The following is a 14,966-nucleotide window of genomic DNA, read 5'->3' as shown; positions in this document are numbered from 1 at the left end:
CTCGACGCGGTGGATAGGGTCGAACGTGTGAGAGACAACGCCACACTGGATATCGCCCGTCTGCGCGCCGACACACCGGGGTGCCGGAATCAGGTCTTTCTCGACAGCGCCGGGTCGTCGCTCCCCCCACGGATCGTCGTCGACACCGTCATCGACCACCTGCGGCGCGAGGCCGAGGTCGGTGGCTACCGCGCCGCCAACGAGCGCATCGACGACCTGCACGGCGTCAAGACGGCCATTGCCGAACTGATCAATGCCGACCCGGCCGCGCTGGCCCTCAGCGACAGCGCCAGCCGCTCCTGGAGCGACTTCTTCTACTCGGTCCCGCTGAGCCCAGGCGACCGCATCCTGATCTCCGGCGTGGACTACGGCAGCAATGCCATCGCGGCCCTGCAGCGCGCCCGGCAGACCGGCGCGGTCGTCGAGGCCATTCCCAGCGACGGCAGCGGGCAGCTCGACCTCGACGCCCTGGACGCCATGATCGACGAGCGCGTGAAACTGGTGTCGCTGGTGCATGTTCCGACCAATGGCGGCCTGGTGAACCCGGTCGCCGAGGCCGCCCGCATCGCGCACCGGGTGGGTGCGCTGGCGCTGCTGGACGCGTGCCAGTCGGCCGGTCAGCTGCCGCTCGATGTCGCCGAACTCGACGTGGACGCGCTGTCCGCCACCGGCCGCAAGTGGCTGCGCGGCCCGCGTGGCACCGGCTTCCTGTATGTGCGGCCCGACCTGGCGCTGAGTCTCGAGCCCGGCCGGCTCGACCTGCACAGCGCCGAATGGATCGCTCCCGACGACTACGTGCTCTCACCCCACGCCGGCCGCTTCGAATTCTGGGAATGCTCGGTCGCGAGCCGCCTCGGGCTGGGCGCGGCCGTGCGCTACCTGCTCGACCTGGGCCCGGCGCAGGTGTACGCGGCGATCGCCGAACGCGCCGAGTACCTGCGCAAGGCCCTGCAGGAGATTCCCGGCGTCGAGGTACGCGACCGGGGCATCCAGCACGCGGGCATTGTGTCCTTCACCGTCGACGGCCTGGAACCGGTCCAGGTGCGCGATCGGCTGGCCGCGGAGGCCATCACGGTGACGGTCAGCCATCGCGGCTCCACGCTACTGGATATGACTGCCAGAGAACTGAACTCGGTGGTCCGCGCCTCCCCGCACTGCTTCGTCGGCTACGAGGACCTGGATCGCTTCGTCGGGGCGGTCAGAGCCTTCGTCTGACCGGCCCCCAAAACTCCGAAACGGTTAACAACCCGCACCGGGCGCGAGGATTATTTGAGGTGTTGGTTCGGCATTTGAGGAGTCGATCGTGAGCCGATTCACCGACGAAATGTATGCCACCGCCCGCGTCTCCCGGAGAGGGCTGGTGACCGGTGAACCGGATGCGCCGGTGCGGCACGACTGGGGCCGGATCCATGACATCGCCCGCCACATGGCCGGCGGCCTGGCCGAAGCCGGAATCGGCCCGGGCGACGCGGTGGGCGTGCTGGCCGGCATGCCGGTGGACATCGCGCCCGCCTGCCAGGCGGTGTGGATGCGCGGCGCCTCGATCACCATGCTGCACCAGCCGACCCCGCGCACCGATCTACAGGTGTGGGCGCACGACACCGAGACCGTCCTGGGCATGATCCGGGCGCGGGCGGTCATTCTGGGCGCGCCGTTCGAGATCGCGGAACCGCTGCTGCGCGAACGCGGTATCACGGTGGTGACCATGGCGGCCATGCGCGCGGGCGAGCCGATCGAGCCGGTGCCGACCGGCGAGGACGATATCGCCCTGCAGCAGTTGACATCCGGATCCACCGGGTCGCCCAAGGCGGTGCAGATCACGCACGGCAACTTCGCCGTCAATGCGCACGCCATGTTCGATCGGGTGAAATTCCAGCTCGACGACGACGTGATGATCAGCTGGCTGCCGCTGTTCCACGACATGGGCATGGTCGGATTCCTCAGCGTGCCCATGCAATTCGGTGCGGAAGTGGTGTGCGTGACCCCGCTGGACTTCCTGACCCGCCCCATTCTGTGGGCCGAATTGATCTCGAAGTATCGCGGAACTGTCACCGCCGCACCGAATTTCGCGTATTCGCTACTGGCCCGCCGATTGCGCAACGCGGCCGACGGTTCGGTCGATCTGAGCAGCGTCCGCTACATGTGGAACGGCGCGGAACCCGTCGAGGCCGACACCATGGACGCGCTCGCCGAGGCCGGAAAACGCTTCGGCCTCAACGCCATGGCCCTCACCCCCGTTTACGGCATGGCCGAGACCACCCTCGCGGTCTCCATCCCCGATCCGGGCCTCGGCCAGGTCCTCGACATCGTCGACGCCGACCTGCTGGAGGCCCTCGGCAAGGCCGTCCCCATCCGCGATCCGGAACACCATCACGGCGGCGTGCGCCGTCTGCCGACCCTCGGCCACCTGGTCGACAACCTCGAGGGCCGGGTCGTGGACGCCGAGCGCCGGCCGCTCCCGGTGCGCAGCGTCGGCGTCATCGAATTACGCGGCCCCGCAGTCACGTCCGGCTACCTCACGGTGGACGGCTTCCGCGCCGCGCAGGACCCGCAGGGCTGGCTCGACACCGGCGACCTCGGCTACTTCACCGAGGACGGCCTGGTGGTGGTGTGCGGCCGCCTCAAGGACGTCATCATCATGGCGGGCCGCAATATCTTCCCCACCGATATCGAGCGAGCGGCCCTGCGCGTCAAGGGAGTTCGCCCCGGCAATGCGGTAGCCGTGCGCCTCGACGCCGGGCAGAAACGCGAAAGCTTCGCCGTCGTGGTCGAATCCAACGATCACCAGAATTCCGAGGAGGTCCGCCGCATCGAGCACGACATCGTGCACGCGGTCTTCTCCGAGGTCGGGGTCCGTCCCCGCAGTGTCACCGTTCTCGGCCCGGGCGCGCTGCCCAAGACCTCCTCCGGCAAGCTCCGGCGCTCGGCCACTGCCACCCACCTCGGCTGAACTACCCCGGGATGGGCTGCGGCACCGGCTATTCCGTTCCGGCGACCAGGAGTTCGAGGGTTAGCTTCGGCATCTCCTTGGCGATGTACTGCAGCCGCCACTTGTCGCTGAACAACGCGAGCAGCACACCGTCGGTGCGGGTGAAGACCTCGACGCCGCGCTGACGGTTCAGTTCTTCCGCCGATTCCGCATCGGTGCGCCGGGCCAGCTGGTATGGCAGGTGGTCGAGCTGGGTCTCGACATTGAACTCGGATTGCATTCGGGCCGTGACGACTTCGAACTGCATGGGGCCCACCGCAGCCAGCACCGGCGACTGGTCACCGCGGGCGTCATTGCGCAGCACCTGCACCACGCCCTCGGAGTCGAGCTGGTCGATGGCCTTGCGGAACTGCTTGTACTTGCCCGCGGTCTGGGCCCGCAGCGTCGCGAAGTGCTCCGGTGCGAAGGACGGGATCGGCGGGAACTCGACCTTCTTGTCCACGAACAGAGTGTGCCCGGGTGCCAACGCGGTGGCGTTGACCAGACCGACCACATCACCCGGATACGCGGTGTCGACCGTGGTCCGCTCGCGGCCGAACACCGTCAGCGCGTACTTGGTGGCGAAGGGCCGCCCGGTCTGCGCGTGGGTCACCACCATGCCGCGCTCGAACTCACCGGAGACGATGCGCATGAACGCCAGCCGGTCGCGATGCGCGGTGTCCATGCCCGCCTGCACCTTGAAGATGACGGCGCTGAACGGCGCGGTGGTCTCGCGCGGATCGCCCTTGATGTCCTTGCGGCCGCGCGGCGGCGGCGCGAGCTCGACGAGGGTGTCGAGCAGCTGGCGCACACCGAAGTTCAGCATGGCGGAGGCGTAGATGACGGGCGAGGTGTGCCCGGCCAGGAAGAGTTCCTGATCGTGGTCCTGCCCCGCGGCCGAGAGCAGTTCGCTCTCCTCGGCGGCGGTGGCCCACACATCGCCCTCGCGCGCGACGGCCTGCTCGGGCGTGAAGTGCTCCTCGGGGGCGATGGTCGCGCCGCCCGCGGTGCGGGTGAAGTGGATGTACTCGGTGGGCGCGCCCTCCTCGCCGCGGCGCAGCAGGCCGCGGAAGTCGCCGGCGATGCCGACGGGGAGGAACAGCGGGGTGGGGGTCAGGCCGATGCGCTCGACGATCTCGTCCAGCAGTTCCAGCGGCGCCTGGCCCGGGCGGTCCCACTTGTTGATGACCGTGATGACCGGGATGCCGCGATCGCGCGCGACCTGAAAGAGCTTGAGCGTCTGCGGTTCCAGGCCCTTGGCGGCGTCGATGAGCATGACCGCCGCGTCCACCGCGGTGAGCACGCGGTAGGTGTCCTCCGAGAAGTCCGAGTGGCCGGGGGTGTCCACCAGGTTGATGACGCAGTCGCCGTACTCGAACTGCAGGGCGGTGGAGCTGACGGAGATACCACGCGCCTTCTCCATCTCCATCCAGTCGGAGACGGTGGACCGGCGGCCGGCCTTGCCGTGGATCGCGCCCGCCTCGGAGATCATCTTGGCGTGCAGCGCCAGCGCCTCGGTGAGCGTCGATTTACCCGCGTCCGGGTGGGAGATCACCGCGAAGGTGCGCCGCCGCGCCGCCTCGTCGGCCAGCCGACCGGCGGTAGCTGAGGTGGCAGTCGGGGAACTCACGGGGGACTCCTTTTGCGCGGACGAGGCAACCGCCCCAGGGTACGCGACCGGCGCCTCTGCTCGACCGGCCGGTCCGGCGCACTCCGGGTCCGGCGCGCTATTCGCAGGTTTGCCCTGCGAGGTGCCGGGCGACGGCTCGGGCGACCAGCGCTTCGATATCGGTGCCCGGCGCGATCGCCTCGATGCTGCGATTCGCGACCACCACCGCGATGCCGTGCAGCTGCGTCCACAGACTCAGGGCCCGGTCGTCCGCGCCGTCGTTCACACACTCGTCGACCAGCGCCCGCCAGCGCGCGAACATGGGCAGGGTCGTGTTCGCCCGCAGGTTCTCGCCGGCGCCCTCCAGCAGGTCGTGGCGGAACATGAGGGTGAACATCTCCGGCCGCGCATTCGCGAAGTCGATGTAGACCAGGCAGGTGCGCCGCACCCGGGCCTGTGCCGTATCACCCTGCACCGCATCGATTTCGGTCCGCAGGTCGGCGTAGCCGCGCGCGGCGATCGCGGCCAGCAGGGCACTGTGGGTGGGGAAATATCGCCGGGGGGCGCCGTGCGAGACCCCGGCCTCACGGGCGATGGCGCGGAGGCCGAGCTCGCCGGCGCCGACCTCCTCGAGCAGGGCGACGCCCGCGGTCACCAGTCGTTCCCGCAGCGGCTCGAGCTCAGTCATGCGTCACATTCTCCCCACAAGGGTAGACAGTGTCTACTCGGGTCCGGTAGGAACAGTGAGTAGACATTGTCTACGGCCACGATTCGAGAGGCTTTCCATGTGGTACTGGCTACTGAAGCAGGTATTGGTGGGGCCGATGCTGCGACTCCTCGGGCGACCGAAGATCGAAGGGCTGCACCATGTTCCGAAGGACGGCCCGGTGATCATCGCGGCAAACCATCTGGCCGTGGTGGATTCGTTCTACCTGTGCCTGGTGCTGCGCCGCAGGGTCACCTTCATCGCCAAGCAGGAGTACTTCACCGGGGGCGGCATCCGGGGCCGCATCAATCGCTTCGTCATGAATGCCACCGGCCAGGTGCCGGTGGATCGCAGCGGCGGCACCGCGGGATCGGATTCACTCGCTGCCGCGGTCCGCATTCTGGAATCGGGCGGCGTCTGGGGCATTCACCCGGAGGGGACCCGCTCACCCGATGGCCGTGTCTACCGGGGACGCACCGGCGCGGTCCGGGTGGCCATGCAGACCGGCGCTCCTGTCATACCGGTCGTGTTGTCCGGCACCGATCGGGTCAATCCGCGCAATCGGCGCTTCCTGCGCCCGGCCAAGGTGGGCATCTCCTTCGGCCACCCGCGTTATATCCCGCCCGCCGATCAGCGGGCCGTGCGCCGGGCCACCGACGAGCTCATGGCGGATATCGTGCGCCGCTCCGGCCGCCCGTACGTCGATTGCTACGCGGCCACGTTCAAGGCCGCGACGCAGGTCGCCGACGCCGCGTGATCGATGGGACCGCGGACATCGAGACGGCGCGGTAAACAGAACGGCCGGTTGCCCGGACCCCCGCGCGGGTTCCGGGCAACCGGCCGTCAGCCAGAACGTCAGCCCACCTGGGAGGAGGCGCCGTTCGAGGTCGAGGCACCGAGACTGCTCAGGAGATTGCCGATCAGCGGGATCAGCGAGCCCGCGCTACCGGTTCCCGTCGTGGTGGTGGTGGTCGAGGGGTCGGAGACGGTGACATCCACCGGGCCGGAGGCCGGCACCGACTGGGAGCCACCGCTCAGCACCACCCACAGGTGATGCGAGCCCGAGGTCGCCGGGGTCCACTGCACGGACGCCTGGGTGGAGCCGGAGGAGGTCGCCGAGCCGACCGACACCGTGGTGTTGGAGGCGTTGGTGTCGTACACGTTGGCGGTGACGCCGGGAACGCCGGTGATGATGTTGATGGTGTACGCCGTGCCGGTCTGGAAGTTGCTGCCGACCACGGTCATACCGTTGTTGGAGGTGTCCGCGGCGGCGAACGGGGCAGTGAGGGCGACGGTGGCGGAGACGGCGGCGATGCCCACGGCACTCAGACCGAACCGGCGGATGTTCTTCATGAATCTGTTTCCTTACTTCGAAGACAAGCTACTCAGCGTGCCGATCAAATTGCCTAGCACCCGAGTGGCGTCCCCGCTACCGGAAGCGGTATTACCGCGGAAAGCGGTGACGACCACTCGAACCGGTCTCGACAGCGAGGCGAACAGATAACCGACCGCCGGTTCAGTCCGGTTTTCGTCAGCCGACCGAGGAAGCGTTGCCGCTGGACGTCGAAGTGCCGTGACCGCTCAGGGCGCCCAGGCTGCTCAGAATGCTGTTGATGAGCGGGCCCAGGGTGGTCGAGCTGCTGCCGGTGCTGGTTCCTCCCGAGTTGGACGGGGGGCAGTTGGCATTCGTATCGGCCGCGGCGACCGGGGCGGTGAGAGCGACGGTGGCGGAGACGGCGGCGATGCCCACGGCACTCAGACCGAACCGGCGGATGTTCTTCATCAAACTGATCCTTACTCGGAAGACAAGCTACTCAGCGTGTCGTTCGAATTGCCCGGCGCCGGAAATGGGGGCGCATTTCCCTATGACGCAAAGCACTCCCCGCGAGGCGGAGTGATGCGAAATGGTAGTGTGTCAGATTGCCGGAAACAAGAGTGAAAATGTTCCCGCGCAATTCCCGGGAACGCGCGCCCGGCACCCGGCCGTCGAGGGGGTGCCGCAGAGCCGTTCCGGCCGCGTGTTAGAGTCTTCAGGTTGTCTCGGCGAGGGTGTGGCACCCAACTGCCCACCGTGATCGACGCGGCTCGGCCTACACGGCCGTCCATGTTGGTCTTCGCCGACGAGCAGACCAACCTCAGCCAGGGCGGCCCCGTCGCCTGGCGACACGCTGACATTACAGCCGGACGAGCCGTAGGGAGTAGACAGTCATGTCCGACGCCAACCTTCTCGAAGCCACCGTACGCACTGAGTTCGGCAAGGGCGCTGCCCGCCGTACCCGCCGCGACGGCAATGTCCCGGCCGTGCTCTACGGCCACAACGAGGAGCCGCAGCACCTGTCGGTGAACGCCCAGGCGTTCGCTGCCATCCTGCGTGAGCACGGCACCAACGCCGTCCTGAACCTCGACATCAACGGCAAGAAGCAGCTGGCGCTGACCAAGTCGGTCGTCGTCCACCCGATCCGCCGCTACATCGAGCACGCCGACCTGCTGATCGTGCGCCGCGGCGAGAAGGTCACCGCCGACGTGAACGTCACCCTGGTCGGCGACGCCGCCTCCGGCACCCTGGTCACCCAGGACGCCACCACCCTCTCCATCGAGGCCGAGGCCCTGCACATCCCCGAGTCCATCGAGGTCTCCATCGAGGGCGCCGAGGCCGGCACCCAGATCCTCGCGGGCGCCATCGCGCTGCCGCAGGGTGTCACCCTGGCCGGTGACGCCGAGGCCCTGATCGTCAACATCATCGCCGCCCCGGCCGCCGCCGAGGAAGAGGCCGCGGCCGCTTCCGAAGAGGCCGCCGCGGAGTAACTCCCTACTCCCACAACGGTTCTCGATGACCGAGGCAACGGCCGGGCCCGCGCTGGTGGTCGGTCTGGGTAATCCCGGATCCGAATACGAGCGCACCCGGCACAATGTCGGTTTCCTGGTCGCCGATGTGCTCGCGGAGCGCGTCGGCGGCCGTTTCACCGTGCACAAGAAGTCCGGCGCGGATCTGCTCGAGGCCCGCCTGGACGGGCGCAAGGTGCTGCTGGCCAAGCCGCGCACCTACATGAACCTGTCCGGGCGGCCCGTCGCGGCGCTGGCCAAATTCTTCTCCGTGCCCGCCACCGAGGTGATCGTCGTCCACGACGAGCTCGACCTCCCCTTCGGCGCCATCCGCCTCAAGCGCGGCGGCGGCGAGGGCGGGCACAATGGGCTGCGCTCCATTTCGCAGGCCCTCACCACCAAGGACTATCTGCGCGTCCGCTTCGGCATCGGGCGCCCGCCGGGCCGCCAGGATCCCGCGGACTACGTCCTCAAGCCCTTCTCCGCGTCGGAACGCAAAGAGGTTCCGGTGATCGTCGAGCAGACCGCCGACGCGGTCGAACTGCTGCTGCGCGTGGGCTTGGAAACCGCGCAGAACCAATTGCACTGACGCGCAACGTATTCGGCACCCAGCGATAGCGGCACGTTCGGCGCGGTGAGCCCGCGGCCCGGTGCCGTCAGCCGATTGCGCCCGTCCCGTCCGAGCCGGGTTCGACGCGGGGCTTGTCGGCGGGTTCGCGGGCGATCAGCCCCCAACGGCTCGAGGTCAGGCGCAGGCTGGGCAGATCCGACAGGGACAACACCACCTCGTAGGTGCGCTCGTATCCGGTGTGCGCGATGCGCCACTGCCCGTCGTCACAGCGGACGTAGCGGTCCGAATAGAACGCCGCGCCGCGGAGCAGCATGTTGTGCCCCGGGATGAGGACGGTGTCGGCCAGGTACCAGGTGCCGGTCGCCTCGTCGCCGTGAACGTCGATTTCCGGGTGGTCGCAGCGGTGTTCGGTGATGACGTGCGGGCCCAGGGTATTGCGCATGAAGGCCAGGAAGGCGTCGCGCGATTCGAACTGGAGGTACTCGCTGTAGGTGGCGGTGGCCTCCGGAATCATCGTGTCGGCGAACTCCTCCCACGCCTTCGTGTCGAGCGCGCGCAGGTAACGGAACTTCAGCCGGCTGATCGCCGCGACGGCATCGGAATCCATACCTTCAACCATCCCATCAGGCGCAGGAAACCTTCAGGGATCGGCACGGATTTGTACCGGATCGCTATCAGCCGGATACCGACTCAGCCGTTGATGCTGAAGCAGGTGTTGCAGAAGTCCTCGCCGAACTCGGTCAGTCGCAGACTCTTTCGCACGATCTTGGGCACGCGACCGGCCTTTTTGAGCGCCTGCTCCACGACCGGCTGCACCTCGAGCACCATGTATCGCGACAAAATAACCGGATCCTCCGAGGTCATGGTGAGGCCAAGGCGGTTCAGATTGATCAGGTAGTGCCGGGCCCGGTCCGGGTAGCGGACGCCGGACTGCTCCGGAACCGAGGTCAGGTCCCCTGCGACCAGCTCGGAACCGATGCCCAGCGGCCGGTTGGTACGGACATCCACCGATGGCTGCGGACCCTGCAGCGCCATGAAGCGCAGGATGCGGGCCTCATCGGGGGCGAGCTGATCGAGGATGCGGTCGTAGGCCGGGTGCACGTCCTCGGTGAAATAGACGTCGGCCGACCGGGCCAGCAGCGCGTCGCCGCGCCGGCGCAGGTCCTCGTTGGTGACCGAGCGCACCAGGCCGTTGGTGATGGCCGGCGGCGGCGCCCCCATGGGGGTCGGTACATAACTGACGATCTCGCGCACCGAACCCTCGGTGACGCCGAGCGCGCTGCGCGCGATGGACCGCAGCGCCGCCCCCGTGCGCTCGGCGATATCGGCCGACGACTCGCCGTCCAGTGCGGCCTGGGTCAGCTGTTTGGTGATCTCGAAGCTGGTGCCGACCGCCCACTCGGTCCCCCGCACCGCGGTGCCGACCGCCAGGCCGGCGGCGCGGAAGGCCCCGCGGATCAGCCGGGCCTCATTGCTGATCTGCCGCTTCTCCACATCCGAACTGCGTTCCACGGCACGGGGTCCCGGACGGGCCACGTCCTGCCCCGGGATCCTGTCTTCCGCCACGTCCATCTCCGAATATCGCCAGGTGAACCAATCGTCCACAGATTATTGCCCCCGACGGACCTTCGGGCACGTTGAACCCGCGAGCCAGACGAAGGTTACCCCAGTCCACGTCCGCCGCAGAACGACGCACATGACCCCCAACACAACTCGCACAAGGCACGATATGGATGTGGTCCCCGTCATTCTCGTGCGCCCGTCGAGAGACGGGGACATCGAGCCCGGGCAGTGTGACCGAGATCTCCGACTCAGACACTCCGCCGCTGGACTCGCTTACTTAATAGCCAGTAAGGTCCGAACCGCCGAGGGGTTGTCAACGCCAACGGCGGTGCGTTGCGGGTCGGCAGGAGGGTGTCGTGCTGGAAAGTGTCTTTGGGGTGCGTCCGACCATCCTCTTGGAATTGATCACCATCCCGTTGTTCACGGGTGTGATCGGCTATATCACCAACTGGACCGGTGTGCTCATGCTGTTCAAGCCGATCCGGTTCCACGGATTTCGGCTGCCGGGGCTGGCTGCGCTGTTTCCATTGCTGCCCAAGCGCATTCAGGTGCTGCCATTGCTGCAGTACGACGGCCGGATCGGCTGGCAGGGGATCGTGCCGTCGCGGGCGGACAAGATGGCCAGCATCGCGGTGGACAAAGGGCTGGCGAAACTCGGCAGCGTCGCGGATTTCTATCGGGAACTGGAACCCGACAAGCTCGCTGAACACTTTGTTGAAATTGCGGACCTTCAGATTCGCGACATTGTCGAGGACATCCTGAAGCGCGAACATCCGCAGCTCTGGTACAACCTGCCGAACGGTCTGCGCGAGATGGTCCACAGCCGGGTACGCGAACAGTTGCCCGATATTCTCCGGGAACTCACCGATGAACTCGGCAAGAACATCGATCAGCTGCTGGACGTCAAGTCGATGACCATTCGCTACTTCCAGGCGCGACCGCAGATGCTGAACTCGGTGTTCCAGGTGCTGGGCGCCAAGGAACTGCGATTCATGCAGAATTTCGGCTTCTACTTCGGTGCGCCCATGGGTCTGGTGCTGGTCGCCATCCTGCACTTCACCGGCTGGTCGTCGCTGGTGGTGCTGCCGGTCGGCGGGGTGATCATCGGCTGGGTGGTGAACTGGATCGGCATCAACCTGATCTTCGAACCGGCCTACCCGAAGTGGTGGTGCCCGTGGCGGCAGGGCCTGCTCATCAAGCGACAGCCGGAGATCACCGAGGGGTACGCGGCCCTGGTGGCCAGCGAGATCATGACGGTCGCCAATATCGGCGACGAGTTGCTCAACGGGCCGCGCGCCGACCGCACCATGCAGATGCTCCAGGACACCCTCAAGCCGGCGGCCGACCGGGCGCTCGGCCCGGCCCGGTCGGTGGTCAAGTTCGCCCTGGGCAGCCGCGAGTACGACTCGCTGCAGGACACTTTCACCTCGGAGGCGATGACCATCGCGCCGATCGCCTTCGCCGACCCGGCCTTCAACGTGCAGCAGGGCAAGCAGGTACAGGAGTACATCGCCAAACAAATGTCGGCGCTGCCCCCGCCGGAGTTCGTGGACATGCTGCGTTCGGCCATCAAACAGGACGAATGGCTTTTGTTCGTCCATGGCGGCGCGCTGGGCCTGTTCGCCGGTTACGCTCACCTCCTGATCTTCGGAACAGGAGTGGCCACCTCATGGATATGACCGACTCGTCCACCGGTGCGCGCGCCGAATCAGGTTCGGGCGAGGACGATCCCGCCGATACCAGCACCGACATCGCTGTTCGCGAGGCCGCGCCGCTGCCGGTGCCGGTCGACGCCACCGAGCGCCGGGGCGCGGCCGGGCCCGTGCGCGCCGCGACCGGGGTGGTGCGAGTGGCGATGTCGGCCGCGGTCGAGGCGAGCTTCTGGAGCCTGCACACCGCGCTGGGCGTGACCTCGGTGGTGCTGCGCGGCAGCATGGCCGGGCAGCCGCCGCGCGAGATCCTCTCCGATGCCGGTGCGCAGGTGCGGCATTCGGTCCGGCAGGCGCTGGGCGTGACCGCGCCCGAGGCCACCGAGATCGCCCCCGAATCCAGTCCCGCCAGCGCGCTGCGCGCCCGCGGCGCCGAATTGCTGCGCCGCTCCGCCGATTTCCACACCGAGGACGACAACCACCATCACACCGCCTACGCCCGCATCCTGGGCGAGCTCGCGCCCGACGAGGCGCGCGTGGTGCGGCACCTGTACCTGGACGGGCCGCAGCCCGCGGTGGAAGTGAAGACCGGGCGGACCGCCTACCGCGGCGTTTTCAACCTGCTGGGCGAAGATGCGGCGCTGCGGTATCCGAACCGGATCAACGAATATCTGACGAATCTGGACCGGCTGGGCCTGATCGACATCACCCGCGAGGCCCTGGGAAATCCGAACCGCTACCAGTTGCTCGAGGCCATGCCGGAGGTGCGCCGGCTACTCAAGCGGGCGAGCTTCGGCACCAAGGTGATGTACCGGACCATCGAATTGACCTCGTTCGGCGCGGGATTCACCCGCACCTGCCTGCCCATCCCGTCGCTGGACTCCCCCGCCTCCCCGGGGCTCCCCCGCCTCCCCGGGACTTCAGCGGCCGGCTGAGGAGCCGTAGTACGCCACGCATCCGTGCCGCGGTCAAGTGCCGGACCGATTTTGGACGTACCCGGTGAGTTACCCCGACCGTTACGAAATCAGTTGTCGCCTTGACATACGCAAGAACCACAGCGGGCGTGACCGGTTCGGCCGTACGTATGTGACCCTGGATCAGGCATTGTCGGCGAGTTCGAGCCAGCGCTCCTCGGTGGCTTCCTTTTCCGCTTGCACCTGCTTGAGTTCCGCGCCGAGCGTGACCAGCTTGTCCGGCTCGGTGGCCGCCTCGGCCAGGGCCGCGTGCAGCTTGTCCTCGCGGTCGGTGAGTTTTTCCAGGGCCCGTTCCAGTTTGGCCAGCTCCTTGCGGGCCGCACGGTAGGCGGCCGAATCCGTCGCCGGGGCGGTGGAATTCGCGGCGGCCGGGGCCGCGGCCTTGACCGGAGCGGCCGTCTTGCCCGCGGTGAGACCGGCCCGCTTGCGCAGGTACTCCTCGATGCCGCCGGGCAGGTTGGTGAGCTTGCGGTCGCCGAACAGCGCCCAGGTGGAGTCGCAGATGCGCTCGATCAGGTAGCGGTCGTGGGAGATCACCACCAGGGTGCCCGCCCAGCCGTCGAGCATGTCCTCGAGCTGCTGGAGGGTGTCGATGTCGAGGTCGTTGGTGGGCTCGTCGAGCAGCAGCACATTGGGCTCGGCCATGAGGATGCGGGTCAGCTGCAGGCGGCGGCGTTCGCCACCGGACAGGTCGCCGACCGGGGTGCGCTGCTTGGCCGGGGTGAAGCCGAGCCGCTCGGCCAGCTGGCCGGCGCTGATCTCCTTGTCGCCCAGCATCATGCGCTGTGCCACGTCCTGGACCGCCTCCAGCACCCGCATGTTCAGCGGCAGGTCGTCGAGTTCCTGGCGCAGCCAGCCGATCTTGACGGTCTGGCCCTGAATCCGCTTGCCGGACTTCGGGTCCGCGTCGCCGGCGAGCGCGCGCAGCAGCGTGGTCTTGCCCGACCCGTTCACGCCGACCAGGCCGACGCGCTCGCCCGGGGCGAGCCGCCAGGTCAGGTCGGTCACCAGTTCCCGCCCGTCCGGGGTGGCGAGGGTGGCGTCCTCGAGCTCGATCACCACGCGGCCCAGGCGCTTTCGCGCGAAGGAGGCCAGCTCGACGGTGTCGCGCGGCGGCGGCACATTCGCGATCAGGGCCTCGGCGGCCTCGATGCGGTAGCGCGGCTTGGAGGTCCGGGCGGGCGCGCCGCGGCGCAGCCACGCGAGTTCCTTGCGGGCCAGATTCTGGCGGCGGGCCTCGCTGGCGTCGGCCTGGCGGACGCGTTCGGCGCGGGCGAAGATCCAGTCGTTGTAGCCGCCCTCGTAGGTCTCGACCCGGCCGCCCTGCACCTCCCAGGTGCGAGTGGCGACGGTGTCGAGGAACCAGCGGTCGTGGGTGACGACCACCAGCGCGCTGCGGCGGTTCAGCAGGTGCTCGGCCAGCCACTGCACGCCCTCGACGTCGAGGTGGTTGGTGGGCTCGTCGAGGACCAGCAGGTCGAGGTCGCGGACCAGGGCGGCGGCCAGGGCGGTGCGGCGGCGCTCGCCACCGGAGAGGTTGGCCACGGGGGTGTCCATGCCGAGGTCGGCGATGCCGATGCCCTCGACCACGGTCCGGATGCGCGGGTTGGAGGCCCATTCGTGTTCGGCCACACCGTCGGTGCGCTGATCCTCGGCCAGGCCCGCGAGCACGACCTCGCCGACGGTCGCGCCCTCGGGGAGCACGCCGCGCTGGGTGACGACGGCTATACGCAGGTCGCCCCGACGGCTGACGCGCCCCGAGTCGGGCGCTTCTATTCCGGTCAGCACTTCAAGCAGCGTGGTCTTGCCACCACCGTTGAGACCGACGACACCGATTCGCTCCCCCTCCTGAACCCCGAGGGAGATATTGTCGAGCAGCGGCTTGATGCCGAAGCTCTTGGAGACCGCTTCCAGGTTGATCAGGTTGGCCACTGGCCTGTCCCGCCTCTCCGTGCCATTTGCCGAACCGTAAGAGCCTACGCAATACCGCCTCACCGGGCCTTCAGCGCCCGGCTGAGAGCCGCTGACCGTTGGGCACGCGTACCGGCGGCTGGGAGCCGAACCGACTTCGGACGTGCCCCAGGAGTTACCCGGAGGTCACGG

14 protein-coding genes are annotated in these 14,966 nt (G+C 68.0%); 7 read left to right on the top strand and 7 right to left on the bottom strand.

All coding sequences use genetic code 11. From position 1 onward, the window contains the following. Nucleotides 1-27: 27 nt before the first annotated feature. Together ABZ909_RS01090 and ABZ909_RS01085 are read left to right on the top strand one after the other, a co-directional pair. Nucleotides 28-1,215 carry an aminotransferase class V-fold PLP-dependent enzyme gene (locus ABZ909_RS01090; protein WP_356995572.1) on the top strand — a complete coding sequence of 396 codons (1,188 nt, stop codon included), beginning with the start codon at nt 28-30 and terminating at the stop codon, nt 1,213-1,215. 88 nt (nt 1,216-1,303) lie between these two features. Then, complete coding sequence (locus ABZ909_RS01085) at nt 1,304-2,950, top strand: fatty acyl-AMP ligase (RefSeq protein WP_356995571.1); 1,647 nt, start codon at nt 1,304-1,306, stop codon at nt 2,948-2,950. Nucleotides 2,951-2,978: 28 nt separating this feature from the next. Here ABZ909_RS01085 and ABZ909_RS01080 read toward each other — a convergent pair whose 3' ends face one another. Together ABZ909_RS01080 and ABZ909_RS01075 are read right to left on the bottom strand one after the other, a co-directional pair. After that, nucleotides 2,979-4,598: a peptide chain release factor 3 gene (locus tag ABZ909_RS01080; RefSeq protein ID WP_356995570.1), complete on the bottom strand. Its 1,620-nt coding sequence runs from the start codon at nt 4,596-4,598 to the stop codon at nt 2,979-2,981. Nucleotides 4,599-4,695: 97 nt separating this feature from the next. Next, nucleotides 4,696-5,265 (bottom strand): TetR/AcrR family transcriptional regulator, encoded by a 570-nt coding sequence (locus ABZ909_RS01075; RefSeq protein ID WP_356995569.1) that lies wholly within the window; start codon nt 5,263-5,265, stop codon nt 4,696-4,698. A 97-nt stretch (nt 5,266-5,362) separates the two neighbouring features. Between ABZ909_RS01075 and ABZ909_RS01070 the strand changes: the two genes are divergently transcribed. Beyond that, nucleotides 5,363-6,040, top strand: a complete 678-nt coding sequence (locus ABZ909_RS01070) for a lysophospholipid acyltransferase family protein (protein WP_356995568.1) — start codon at nt 5,363-5,365, stop codon at nt 6,038-6,040. A 98-nt stretch (nt 6,041-6,138) separates the two neighbouring features. Here ABZ909_RS01070 and ABZ909_RS01065 read toward each other — a convergent pair whose 3' ends face one another. Both ABZ909_RS01065 and ABZ909_RS01060 read right to left on the bottom strand, forming a co-directional pair. Beyond that, the gene (locus ABZ909_RS01065; RefSeq protein WP_356995567.1) at nt 6,139-6,636 is read right to left on the bottom strand and encodes a hypothetical protein; all 498 of its coding nucleotides are present in this window, start codon (nt 6,634-6,636) and stop codon (nt 6,139-6,141) included. Between the two features lie 178 nt (nt 6,637-6,814). After that, the gene (locus ABZ909_RS01060) at nt 6,815-7,066 is read right to left on the bottom strand and encodes a hypothetical protein (protein ID WP_356995566.1); all 252 of its coding nucleotides are present in this window, start codon (nt 7,064-7,066) and stop codon (nt 6,815-6,817) included. Between the two features lie 425 nt (nt 7,067-7,491). Here ABZ909_RS01060 and ABZ909_RS01055 point away from each other — a divergent pair, with 425 nt between their 5' ends. Further along, complete coding sequence (locus ABZ909_RS01055; RefSeq protein WP_356995565.1) at nt 7,492-8,088, top strand: 50S ribosomal protein L25/general stress protein Ctc; 597 nt, start codon at nt 7,492-7,494, stop codon at nt 8,086-8,088. Between the two features lie 25 nt (nt 8,089-8,113). Then, nucleotides 8,114-8,695, top strand: coding sequence for an aminoacyl-tRNA hydrolase (gene pth, locus ABZ909_RS01050; RefSeq protein WP_356995564.1), 582 nt, complete (start codon nt 8,114-8,116; stop codon nt 8,693-8,695). A gap of 67 nt (nt 8,696-8,762) precedes the next feature. Here pth and ABZ909_RS01045 read toward each other — a convergent pair whose 3' ends face one another. Both ABZ909_RS01045 and ABZ909_RS01040 read right to left on the bottom strand, forming a co-directional pair. Then, a complete protein-coding gene (locus tag ABZ909_RS01045; RefSeq protein ID WP_356995563.1) occupies nt 8,763-9,284 on the bottom strand; it encodes a nuclear transport factor 2 family protein in 522 nt (173 codons plus the stop codon). A gap of 83 nt (nt 9,285-9,367) precedes the next feature. Beyond that, nucleotides 9,368-10,249 carry a DUF4393 domain-containing protein gene (locus ABZ909_RS01040; RefSeq protein WP_356995562.1) on the bottom strand — a complete coding sequence of 294 codons (882 nt, stop codon included), beginning with the start codon at nt 10,247-10,249 and terminating at the stop codon, nt 9,368-9,370. Between the two features lie 347 nt (nt 10,250-10,596). Here ABZ909_RS01040 and ABZ909_RS01035 point away from each other — a divergent pair, with 347 nt between their 5' ends. Further along, nucleotides 10,597-11,919: a hypothetical protein gene (locus ABZ909_RS01035; protein ID WP_356995561.1), complete on the top strand. Its 1,323-nt coding sequence runs from the start codon at nt 10,597-10,599 to the stop codon at nt 11,917-11,919. Beyond that, nucleotides 11,910-12,824, top strand: coding sequence for an Abi-alpha family protein (locus ABZ909_RS01030; protein WP_356995560.1), 915 nt, complete (start codon nt 11,910-11,912; stop codon nt 12,822-12,824). Before ABZ909_RS01035 ends, ABZ909_RS01030 begins: the two co-directional genes overlap by 10 nt. Nucleotides 12,825-12,986: 162 nt before the next feature. Here the strand turns inward: ABZ909_RS01030 and ABZ909_RS01025 are convergent, their stop codons facing one another. Next, nucleotides 12,987-14,795, bottom strand: coding sequence for an ABC-F family ATP-binding cassette domain-containing protein (locus tag ABZ909_RS01025; RefSeq protein WP_356995559.1), 1,809 nt, complete (start codon nt 14,793-14,795; stop codon nt 12,987-12,989). Nucleotides 14,796-14,966 lie beyond the last annotated feature (171 nt).

Source organism: Nocardia sp. NPDC046763 (assembly GCF_040645495.1).
Lineage (GTDB): Bacteria > Actinomycetota > Actinomycetes > Mycobacteriales > Mycobacteriaceae > Nocardia.
Note: the sequence above shows the minus strand (reverse complement) of the source record. Positions and strands in the feature narration are given on the sequence as shown.